Origin of the sequence: uncultured Veillonella sp. (assembly GCF_905209685.1) — a bacterium.
GTDB lineage: Bacteria > Bacillota > Negativicutes > Veillonellales > Veillonellaceae > Veillonella.
Window position 1 is genome coordinate 1 of sequence record NZ_CAJLUB010000061.1, and the last position, 10,128, is coordinate 10,128.

Consider the following 10,128-nt stretch of genomic DNA (forward strand, 5'->3'; position numbering starts at 1 on the left):
GCGAAGGTGGCCATACAGTAGGCGCTGGCGTTGTAACTGAAATCGAAGGTTAATTAGTAGCCTTTTATAAAAAATAGGACCCCAATGGGGTCCTATTTTTATGTTAATTTATATATTGTTTATTACATTTGTAACCAAAGATACAGAAACTATCTTTGACTGGTGCTATTATAATCTTAAGGAGGGCAAAAGCCCTCCTTTTGTGTTTTTTAGAAAAGGAGGTAAAGTGATGGGTGAATACAAAAAGTATTGGATAGCTGTAGTAGCCGTACTTATCATTGGTTTTTCAATCCTTGGTTATCTAGGTACTGATGTGTATCATCAAGCACCGCCGGTGCCGACTGCGTATGTATCTCAAGATGGACAAGTCTTGTTCACTAAGGAAGATATTTTACATGGTCAATCGGCATGGCAATCTACAGGTGGTCAATCTGTGGGGACGGTTTTAGGTCATGGCGCTTATCAAGCACCTGATTGGACAGCAGATTGGTTGCATAAAGAAGTATCTATAATGTTGGATATTAAGTCGCAAGAGGCCTTTGGTGTTCTTTATAACCAATTGGGACCTGCACAACAAGCAGCAGTTAAAGAAGTGGTAAAAGAAGAATATCTAGGTAGTGCAGTTCGCGATGATGGAACCGTGGTTTTATCTCCAGAGCGCATTACGGCGATGAATATTACAGGTCGTTATTTTGTTGAACTTTATGGTGATAATCCAGAGTTGACATTGACTCGTGATCATTTTGCAATGAAGGACAATACATTGCCTGAGTTACAAGACCGTATTGATATGGCTCGTTTCTTCTTCTGGACTACGTGGATGGCATCTACCCAACGTCCTGGTACAGATGCGACATACACTAATAACTGGCCACATGAACCGTTATTGGATCATAATCCAACACCTGAAAGTGTTGCCTGGTCTGTTGTGAGTGTCATCATTTTATTATGTGGCATAGGTGTAGTTGTATGGTTGTGGTCCTTTGGTAAGAAAGACGACGAACATGCATTGGTTCCACCAGCAGAAGATCCAATTAGCAAGATTACCTTGACTCCATCTCAACGTTCATTAGGAAAATATTTATTTACAATCCTAGCATTATTTTTATTCCAATTGGGGATGGGTGGTATCATTGCTCACTATACTGTAGAAGGTCAAGCGTTCTATGGTATTCCTTTAGCTCAATACTTCCCATATTCTATTGCCCGTACATGGCATATTCAAGCGTCCTTGTTCTGGATTGCTATGGCATTCTTAAGCGCTGGTTTATTCTTGGCACCAATTATTAATGGTGGTAAGGATCCTAAATATCAAAAGCTAGGTGTAGATATTTTATTCTGGGCGCTTGTAGTCCTCGTAGTTGGTTCCTTCGCTGGCACATATTTAGGTGTAGCACATCAAATTCCAGCAGCCTGGAATTTCCTTCTCGGACACCAAGGTTACGAATATATAGAACTAGGACGTATTTGGCAATGGATTGAATACATTGGTATTCTATTCTGGCTTGTACTCATGATACGCAGTATTATTGGTGCTTTCAAACAAAAAGGGGATAAAAACCTTATTGCTGCCTTTATCTTCTCTGTTATCATGGTAGGTATCTTCTATGGTCCAGGTTTGTTCTATGGTGAACATAGCCACTTAGCAATTATGGAGTACTGGCGTTGGTGGGTAATTCATCTTTGGGTAGAAGGCTTCTTCGAAGTATTCTCTACTACATTGATGGCATTTATCTTTGTTACACTTGGTCTTGTATCGTATCGTGCTGGTACTGTGGCAGCCATTTCCTCTGGCGCTATTTATCTCATCGGTGGCATTCCTGGCACATTCCATCATCTATACTTTACAGGTGTTACCTCTACTATTGTGGCGACAGGCGCATCCTTCTCCGCATTGGAAGTAGTACCACTTGTACTATTAGGTTATGAAGCCTTTGAAAACTATACACGTCTTCACAGCGCACCTTGGATGCATCGTTTGAAATGGCCTGTATACTGCTTCATTGCGGTATCCTTCTGGAATCTTGTTGGTGCGGGGGTCTTCGGCTTCTTGATCAACATGCCAGTATCCTTATTCTACATTCAAGGTCTTAATACAACTGCAGTACATGCGCATACCGCATTGTTTGGCGTATATGGTTTCTTAAGCTTAGGCTTTGTATTCCTTATTGCTCGTTATATTCGACCTGAAGTTGAATTCAACGATAAATTGATGAAATTTGGATTCTGGGCTCTCAATATAGGCCTTGCCTTAATGGTGCTCATCAGCTTATTGCCGATAGGTCTTATCCAAGCGTGGGCAAGCATTACACATGGCTTGTGGTTTGCGCGTAGCGAAGAATTCATGCAACAACCATTGTTACAAAACTTGCGTTGGCTTCGTATGATTGGTGATACAATACTAATCATTGGTGCCGTAGCATTCTTCTGGCAAATTGTGAAAGTTCTATTTCCGAAGAAATCCTAATTGACAGACATAATATAATTCTATGCATTAACGGCATAAATTGTATGAAAAATATGTGATAATTTATTACCATATTAATGGCGTTCCTTTCTAGACAAGGAACGCCATTTTTTGTTATACTATCCCTGTCAGGTACATGTGCCTGGCTTTTTTGAGTTGCTCAAAATTCTTGACATCGCTTGCTACGTATGATATATTTCTTTAGTATGTAGTCGAGCGTTTTCGAGTACAAGAGACAGATTAGTAAATAAAAAGCGAGGTGTATCCGGATGCGTAATGCCATTACTTTAGCTTGCACAGATTGCAAACAACGTAACTATCAAACGAACAAGAATAAAAAGAACAATCCTGATCGTATTGAAATGATGAAATATTGCAAATTCTGCGGTAAACATACATTACACCGTGAAACAAAATAATTCTTATCATTCATTACCTGTTGATTTGAGGATGTGAAACAATGGCAAAGTCTAACTCAGCAGTGCAGCAGCGTGGTGGATTTGGAAAATTCTTCCGCGGTGTGAAAGCTGAACTTAAAAAAGTAGTCTGGCCAACAAAAAAAGAACTCATCAATTACACAATAGTAGTATTCTTAGTGACGATTTTTATCGCCTTTATTATTTATGTACTTGATGCAGTCTTTGCCCAACTTTTTAATACGTTGTTGCACTTTGTTGGATAAGGGGGCCATTTCATGGAAGCAGATAAGAAGTGGTATGTAATTCATACCTATTCAGGCTACGAAAATAAAGTTAAAACCACTCTTGAACTTAAAGTTCAGTCTATGGGTCTACAAGATGTGATTAGCCGAATTTTGGTACCTCTTGAAGACGAAATAGATGAAAAAGATGGGGTTAAAAAAGTAGTAAAACGTAAGATATTTCCTGGGTACGTATTGGTTGAAATGGAAGTTAACGACCGCTCTTGGTATGTTGTGCGAAACACACCAGGTGTAACAGGCTTCGTTGGCTCTGCCACTAAACCAGTTCCACTTTCTGATTCCGAAGTAGAACATATACTTAAGTCTCAGGGCTTGGATAAGAAACCAAGCATCAACATCGATGTAGAAGTTGGTGAAACGGTACGCATTACGTCCGGGGCCTTTGAAGATAAACTAGGTGTTATTACCGAACTTAACCCTGAAAAAGGAACATTGAAACTTAATGTGGAAATGTTCAACCGAGATACCGAGGTAGAGGTAGAGTTCTCTCAAATTGAGAAAGCTCTTTAATATATATATTATAACTCTAAAAAAGAGCAATCGATTTTGGTTGCCAGTGGGAGGATGTATATCCGTTACCACCACAGTATAAGCATAGGAGGTTTAATTACCCATGGCTAAGAAATTAGTTAAACAAGTAAAACTACAAATTGAAGCCGCTAAAGCTACTCCAGCACCACCAGTTGGTCCTGCACTAGGTCAAGCAGGTGTTAACATCGTTGCTTTCACAAAAGAATTCAACGAACGTACTGCTAAACAAGCTGGCTTAATTATCCCAGTAGTTATTAACGTATATGAAGATCGTAGCTTCGACTTCATCACTAAGACTCCACCAGCTGCAGTATTATTGAAAAAAGCTGCAGGTATTCCAAAAGGTTCTGGTGTACCTAACCGTGATAAAGTAGCAAAAGTAGGTCGCGATAAAGTTCGTGAAATTGCTGAATTGAAAATGCCTGACTTGAATGCTAATACCGTAGAACAAGGTATGCGCATGGTAGAAGGTACTGCTCGCAGCATGGGCATTGAAATCGTTGACTAATAAGCGTACGACTTGCGCATAAGGCGCAAATCGGTGGGAGGGAATTCCCGTTTGACCACATAAGGAGGATATTATAATGGCAAAAGTAGGTAAGAAATACGCTGAGGCAGTAAAACTTATTGAAGCTGGTAAGTTCTACGAACCAGTAGAAGCAATCGAGTTGGTTAAGAAAACTGCAACTGCAAATTTCGATGAAACAGTTGAAATCGCTTTCAACTTGAATGTCGACCCTAAATACGCTGATCAACAAGTTCGTGGTGCAGTAGTATTGCCTCATGGTACTGGCAAAACTAAACGCGTTCTTGTATTCGCAAAAGGCGACAACATTAAAGCAGCTGAAGAAGCTGGTGCAGATTTCGTAGGTTCTGAAGAGTTAGTAGCTAAAATCCAAGGTGGTTGGAGCGACTTCGACGTAGTAGTTGCTACACCAGACATGATGGGTCAAGTTGGCCGTCTTGGTAAAATCTTGGGTCCTAAAGGCTTGATGCCAAACCCTAAAGTTGGTACAGTAACTCCAGACGTTGCTCGTGCAGTAAACGAAATCAAAGCTGGTAAAATCGAATACCGTACTGATAAAGCAGGTATTATCTCTTGCTCCATCGGTAAAGCGTCCTTCGATGAAGAAAAATTACTTGACAACTACCGTACAATCGTTGATACTATTATCAAGGCTAAACCTGTAGCAGCTAAAGGTCAATACATTAAATCTGTAACCTTGTCCGCTACAATGGGCCCTGGTGTGCCTTTGAACGTGTTCAAATTGAGCAACGTTACAAAAGAGCAATAATCACATATGTCTCTTAGCTGTAGACGGCTGGTATGTATAATGGATGAAAATCCGCCCGCTGAGGCTGACACTAGATAATCTAGGACTAGTTCGACCTCATCGCGTGCGATGGGGTCGTTTTTACGCTAAGATAGTACATAGAGCACCAAAAAATCTACAAGGAGGTAATCTAATGGCTGTCACTGAACAAAAGAAAGCAATCGTTGCTCAAATGAAAGAAACTCTTTCTGAAGCAAAAGGCGCTGTATTGATTGGTTACACTGGTTTGACTGTTGCGCAAGCAACTGATCTTCGCCGCAAAATGTTGGCTGAAGGCGTTGAATACAAAGTAATCAAAAATACTTTGACTCGCATTGCTGCAAATGAATTGAATCTTGAAGGTTTCGCTGAGCATTTAGAAGGTCCAACTGCATTGGCTACTTCTAAAGAAGATGCTGTTGCACCTGCTCGTGTAATCGAACAATTCATCAAAACTACTGAGAAAGAAGTTGTAACAGTTAAAGCTGGTATCGTTGAAGGCGAAGTTATGGATGCTGCAGGCGTTAAAGCAATTGCAAGTCTTCCAAACCGCGAAGGCATGCTTTCCATGTTGCTTTCCGTATTGCAAGCTCCTGTTCGCAACGTTGCATACGCTGTCAAAGCTGTTGCAGAAGCTCAACCAGCAGAAGCTGCAGAATAATAATTTCTGCGAAGTATTCATTGGTCGCTTAAGACTGATACAATAAACTATTTTATGGAGGAAAACTAAAATGGCATTGAACATTGAAAACATCGTTGCTGAATTGAAAGAAGCAACTATTCTTGAACTTAATGATCTTGTAAAAGCAATTGAAGAAGAATTTGGCGTAACTGCAGCAGCTCCTGTAGCTGTAGCAGCTGCTGGTGGTGCTGAAGGCGGCGCTGCTAAAGATTCCTTCGACGTAATCTTGAAAGATGCTGGCGCATCCAAAATCAACGTAATCAAAGTTGTTCGTGAAGCAACTGGTCTTGGCTTGAAAGAAGCTAAAGCTATCGTTGATGGCGCTCCTGCACCTGTAAAAGAAGGCGTAGCTACTGAAGCAGCTGAAGCTTTGAAAGCTCAATTGGAAGAAGCTGGCGCAACTGTAGAATTGAAATAATTCTAGCCATAATAAAAGGCGTACCCTCGGGTACGCCTTTTTTGTTATAGAAATAAATTTTGTAGTTATCTATCAATACCAATTAGCCAGTTTTTGCTATGATTATTGAATTTTATAAATGCTAGCCGATTTAGTTTTTCCAACTTCTGTTGCTATGTTATTGGTTGGTGAATTAGCAAATTCTTTACTATATTTATTTGGCACAATGATGATAGCACCTTTTTCATTAGATACCCTTGTATCAAACTCTTCTACTGTTATAGTGGGCATCAATGTTTTGCCTGCTGTCCATACAGGATTATCTGTAGTATGTACAAATACTTGAGTTGGTGTATCTTTTGTATAATATACAATCGATGTATAGTAGGTACCATATATATATGTGTGTTGAGCACTTGACTTAATATATGGCTTGAATTGAAGCCCCGATTGATCAGATAAAATAGATGTTACAGTTATTGTGATTGCCGTATATAAAATAGTTAAAGGTGTGGCTAAATAGATAGATAATGGTAAGTTGCTATGTCTGTACCGTTTTACTACTAGTGCAAATAGTACTAGTAATACGAATGCACTAATTAATGGTATAGGATTTAATTCTGGTGTTGCGATGCTGGCTACTAGGAATAAGATTGTATATATGCCTAATGGAATCGTCACAATATATTTAAAACTAGTACTCTTGTTATGGCAGCTAGCTGTGATAGCTTCAGCACCCCAGATAAGACATGGGATTATAGCTGGTAATGTATAGGTTATATACTTTGTGGCCACTAGTGAATAGAATAATACAATTACTATAAACCAGATAGCGCCGAGAAGATAAAAATTATTTTTCCAGGTAATGTTTTTGAGTCGGTAAATAACGGCTGGTGTCCATGGTAATAGAGCAAGAGGGACAATGATTAGGTAATAATACCAAACATTGAATTTTGGGTGCTCAGATACAAGTGCTCGCTCCATGTTGTGAAGCCCTAGGAAACCAGATATGAATTCTTGACCGTGAATCAAGTACATAGCGATGTACCATGGACTGGCAAGAACTATAAATAGTAGAATTCCCAAAGGATTAAATAATAATGTAATATCCTTAGCAAGTGAGTATTCATCCTTATCTTTTTGGGTGAACCATCGTGCAGCAATGAATAGTAATAGTATTAATCCAGGCAGAACAATACCAACAGGCCCTTTAGTTACGACCGCTAAGGCTGCTGCCGCATAGGCTTTTACCATGGAATGTTTATCGTTCTTGGTGAAAGCTAGATAAGAATAGCCGAAGATGGCTAGTGAAAAGAAGAAGAGGAAGCCATCTGTTATGACTGCGTGTGAAATGTACCAGAACTGTAAGGCACCAAATAAAAGTATGGCGCTTGTTACTGCTATATGCGTGGACTCTTTAATGCGATACACAAGATGGTACATAAGCGCTACACTGCCACTGGCAATGAGTGTATTCGGTATACGCGATGTAAAGTCAGATATGCCAAATAGTTTATAGCTTATCATAAGTGCCCAATAGGTGAGAGGCGGTTTATCATACCATACTTGGTCATATATCATGGGTGATATCCATGAGTTATGTTTTAGCATTGTAATAGCAGATAATACATAGTTGGATTCAACTGGATCGGTTATGGGTAGATAGGCATTATAGAAACCGTAACTTAGTACGGTTAATAAAAATAGCGCACCTATGCGCAGCATGTGATTGTTAATCATAATTACTCCTTACTTACATAGTTTATATTATTGTACTATAGGGCGTGTAATAATTAAACCAATGAAAGATAAAGCTTTTAGCAATATGGAAATAGTTACAAAATAATTATTTATGAAATAATATATTGTATAGAATATTGTTTGTACAGAATACATGAAATGACTTTTATGTATACAAAATACATGCTATAATGAGCGCGTAAGATAAAACCGTTTCATTAAAATACTATTTTGTATAAAAATAGTAGAAAGAGGATTTATTATGAGAAAAGAACATGATTTCTTAGGTGAATTAGAAGTAGCTGATGAATTATATTACGGTGTACAAACAATTCGTGCATTAGAAAACTTCCATATTACAGGTAAACACTTGGACCAAGACTTTATCAAAGCATTGGCAATGGTAAAAAAAGCATCTGCTTTAGCGAATATGAAAACTGGTCGCTTGAATGTATCTATTGGTAAAGCTATTGTACAAGCTGCAGATGAAGTAATTGAAGGTCAATTTGCTGACCAATTCCCTGTTGATCCAATTCAAGGTGGTGCAGGTACTTCTGTAAACATGAATATGAACGAAGTATTGGCTAACCGTGCTTGTGAAATTTTGGGTCATCCAAAAGGAAGCTATGATATTGTAAGCCCTAACAACCATTGTAATATGGCACAATCTACAAATGATGCTTTCCCAACCGCAATCAAGGTATGTGCAATTTTGAAATCTAAACCTTTACTTGAAGCATTACAACGCCTTGTTGATGAACTTGAGAAAAAGGCTGATGAATATAGCGAAATTTTGAAAATGGGTCGTACTCATTTACAAGATGCGGTGCCAATTACATTAGGCCAAGAAATGGGTGCCTATGCATCCGGTGTTCGCCGCGGTATTAAACGTATTAAATCTGCTGTTGAAGGTGCACATGTAATTAACATGGGTGCTACTGCAGTTGGTACAGGCCTTAACGCGGAACCTAATTATATTCATGATGTAGCTTATGAACTTAGTGAAGTAGTAGGTGAACCATTCTACACTGCGGAAAACTTAATTGATGCTACCAACAATACAGATATCTTTGCTGATATCTCCAGCGGTTTGAAAGTAACTGCTCTTGTATTGATTAAAATGGCTAACGACTTCCGCTTGATGGCATCTGGTCCTCGTTGTGGTATTGGGGAATTAAAATTGCCTGCTCGCCAACCTGGTTCTTCCATCATGCCAGGCAAGGTTAACCCTGTTATCGCCGAAGTATTGAACCAAGTATGTTACCAAGTTATCGGTAATGACTTAACAATTACATTGGCTGTAGAAAATGGTCAATTCGAATTGAACGTAATGGAACCTGTATTGGCTTACAATTTGTTCAATAATCTTTGCTACCTCAAAAACGGCGTAAATACATTCGTTGATAAATTACTCGTGGATCTTGAAGTAGATCGTGAACAATGCGAATACTGGTTGAACCGTTCCGTTGGTATCGTAACTGCATTATTGCCACACCTTGGCTATGAAACAGCATCTTCTCTTGCGAAAGAAGCTTATACTACTGGTCGTGCTATCCGTGATATCATCTTGGAAAAAGGTTTATTGACTGAAGATGAAATCAATCATATCCTTTCTCCTAAAGAAATGACTCGCCCTGGTATTGCTGGTGCTAATCTTTTAAAACAAAAAGGCAACTAACATAGTCAGTTGTTTGGATACATGAATAAAGCATGAAAATGAAAGACTGTCAACCCTTTTGGTTGACAGTCTTTTTTAATACTGATAGAATTATATATTGCAAAAGTAGCGTTTCCTGCTTTTGGATATAAAAACTATAACTTGAATAGTGATTAGGTTTTCTTCCAAGGTTGTGCTTGGTTAATGGAAAGCAAGGTTATTTTTAAAAATGAAATGGGCCTTGCTTTATTTGACGTTATCCGAGCAGGAAAACTGAGACCTGTAAGATGTCTTTTCCGTGCCGTTATAGAAAATGGTAGACCAGTGTGTTTTGATAGGGGTGAAAGCAAATATGTTCAAACCTGAACAGGTAGGCAAACGAACTCGTTATACGTACGCAAAAATTAACGAAGTTATCAAGATGCCGCATTTATTGGACATTCAGCGTAAATCGTATGAGTGGTTCTTGGAGAGTGGTTTACAAAATATTTTCAACGATATTTCTCCGATTAAAGACAATTCAGGTAATCTAGTACTTTCTTTCGAAGGTTTCAGCTTAGGTGAACCTAAGTATGATATTAATGAATGTAAAAACCGTGATGCTACTTACGCAGCACCAC

11 protein-coding genes are annotated in these 10,128 nt (G+C 38.9%); 10 read left to right on the forward strand and 1 reads right to left on the reverse strand.

The window, feature by feature from the left end; all coding sequences use genetic code 11:
- Positions 1-229: 229 nt before the first annotated feature.
- From QZ055_RS05710 to rplL, 8 genes are all read left to right on the forward strand, one after another.
- The gene (locus tag QZ055_RS05710; RefSeq protein WP_295825238.1) at positions 230-2,467 is read left to right on the forward strand and encodes a nitric-oxide reductase large subunit; all 2,238 of its coding nucleotides are present in this window, start codon (positions 230-232) and stop codon (positions 2,465-2,467) included.
- Positions 2,468-2,736: 269 nt separating this feature from the next.
- Positions 2,737-2,886: a 50S ribosomal protein L33 gene (gene rpmG / locus QZ055_RS05715; RefSeq protein WP_004693530.1), complete on the forward strand. Its 150-nt coding sequence runs from the start codon at positions 2,737-2,739 to the stop codon at positions 2,884-2,886.
- A gap of 41 nt (positions 2,887-2,927) precedes the next feature.
- On the forward strand, positions 2,928-3,149 hold the full coding sequence (gene secE, locus QZ055_RS05720) for a preprotein translocase subunit SecE (protein ID WP_005385468.1): 222 nt from the start codon (positions 2,928-2,930) through the stop codon (positions 3,147-3,149).
- Between the two features lie 12 nt (positions 3,150-3,161).
- Positions 3,162-3,698, forward strand: a complete 537-nt coding sequence (gene nusG / locus QZ055_RS05725; protein WP_005385471.1) for a transcription termination/antitermination protein NusG — start codon at positions 3,162-3,164, stop codon at positions 3,696-3,698.
- 103 nt (positions 3,699-3,801) lie between these two features.
- Positions 3,802-4,227 carry a 50S ribosomal protein L11 gene (gene rplK, locus QZ055_RS05730; RefSeq protein WP_004693535.1) on the forward strand — a complete coding sequence of 142 codons (426 nt, stop codon included), beginning with the start codon at positions 3,802-3,804 and terminating at the stop codon, positions 4,225-4,227.
- A gap of 76 nt (positions 4,228-4,303) precedes the next feature.
- Positions 4,304-5,014, forward strand: a complete 711-nt coding sequence (gene rplA, locus QZ055_RS05735) for a 50S ribosomal protein L1 (RefSeq protein WP_005385473.1) — start codon at positions 4,304-4,306, stop codon at positions 5,012-5,014.
- Between the two features lie 172 nt (positions 5,015-5,186).
- On the forward strand, positions 5,187-5,693 hold the full coding sequence (gene rplJ / locus QZ055_RS05740) for a 50S ribosomal protein L10 (RefSeq protein ID WP_105089712.1): 507 nt from the start codon (positions 5,187-5,189) through the stop codon (positions 5,691-5,693).
- A 70-nt stretch (positions 5,694-5,763) separates the two neighbouring features.
- Positions 5,764-6,132 carry a 50S ribosomal protein L7/L12 gene (rplL, locus tag QZ055_RS05745; RefSeq protein ID WP_005385476.1) on the forward strand — a complete coding sequence of 123 codons (369 nt, stop codon included), beginning with the start codon at positions 5,764-5,766 and terminating at the stop codon, positions 6,130-6,132.
- A 102-nt stretch (positions 6,133-6,234) separates the two neighbouring features.
- Here the strand turns inward: rplL and QZ055_RS05750 are convergent, their stop codons facing one another.
- Positions 6,235-7,851: a glycosyltransferase family 39 protein gene (locus QZ055_RS05750; protein ID WP_295825240.1), complete on the reverse strand. Its 1,617-nt coding sequence runs from the start codon at positions 7,849-7,851 to the stop codon at positions 6,235-6,237.
- 262 nt (positions 7,852-8,113) lie between these two features.
- On the opposite strand from QZ055_RS05750, the gene QZ055_RS05755 reads away from it, so the two are divergent.
- On the forward strand, positions 8,114-9,529 hold the full coding sequence (locus QZ055_RS05755) for an aspartate ammonia-lyase (RefSeq protein WP_178885497.1): 1,416 nt from the start codon (positions 8,114-8,116) through the stop codon (positions 9,527-9,529).
- Between the two features lie 331 nt (positions 9,530-9,860).
- On the forward strand, positions 9,861-10,128 hold a 268-nt coding region (locus QZ055_RS05760), incomplete at its 3' end, for a hypothetical protein (RefSeq protein WP_295825242.1).

Excerpts from the sequence above, each read along its gene's own strand:
- QZ055_RS05710 (WP_295825238.1), top strand. The coding sequence starts at position 230 with ATGGGTGAATACAAAAAGTATTGGATAGCTGTAGTAGCCGTACTTATC.
- rpmG (WP_004693530.1), top strand. The coding sequence starts at position 2,737 with ATGCGTAATGCCATTACTTTAGCTTGCACAGATTGCAAACAACGTAAC.
- secE (WP_005385468.1), top strand. The coding sequence starts at position 2,928 with ATGGCAAAGTCTAACTCAGCAGTGCAGCAGCGTGGTGGATTTGGAAAA.
- nusG (WP_005385471.1), top strand. The coding sequence starts at position 3,162 with ATGGAAGCAGATAAGAAGTGGTATGTAATTCATACCTATTCAGGCTAC.
- rplK (WP_004693535.1), top strand. The coding sequence starts at position 3,802 with ATGGCTAAGAAATTAGTTAAACAAGTAAAACTACAAATTGAAGCCGCT.
- rplA (WP_005385473.1), top strand. The coding sequence starts at position 4,304 with ATGGCAAAAGTAGGTAAGAAATACGCTGAGGCAGTAAAACTTATTGAA.
- rplJ (WP_105089712.1), top strand. The coding sequence starts at position 5,187 with ATGGCTGTCACTGAACAAAAGAAAGCAATCGTTGCTCAAATGAAAGAA.
- rplL (WP_005385476.1), top strand. The coding sequence starts at position 5,764 with ATGGCATTGAACATTGAAAACATCGTTGCTGAATTGAAAGAAGCAACT.
- QZ055_RS05750 (WP_295825240.1), bottom strand. The coding sequence starts at position 7,851 with ATGATTAACAATCACATGCTGCGCATAGGTGCGCTATTTTTATTAACC.
- QZ055_RS05755 (WP_178885497.1), top strand. The coding sequence starts at position 8,114 with ATGAGAAAAGAACATGATTTCTTAGGTGAATTAGAAGTAGCTGATGAA.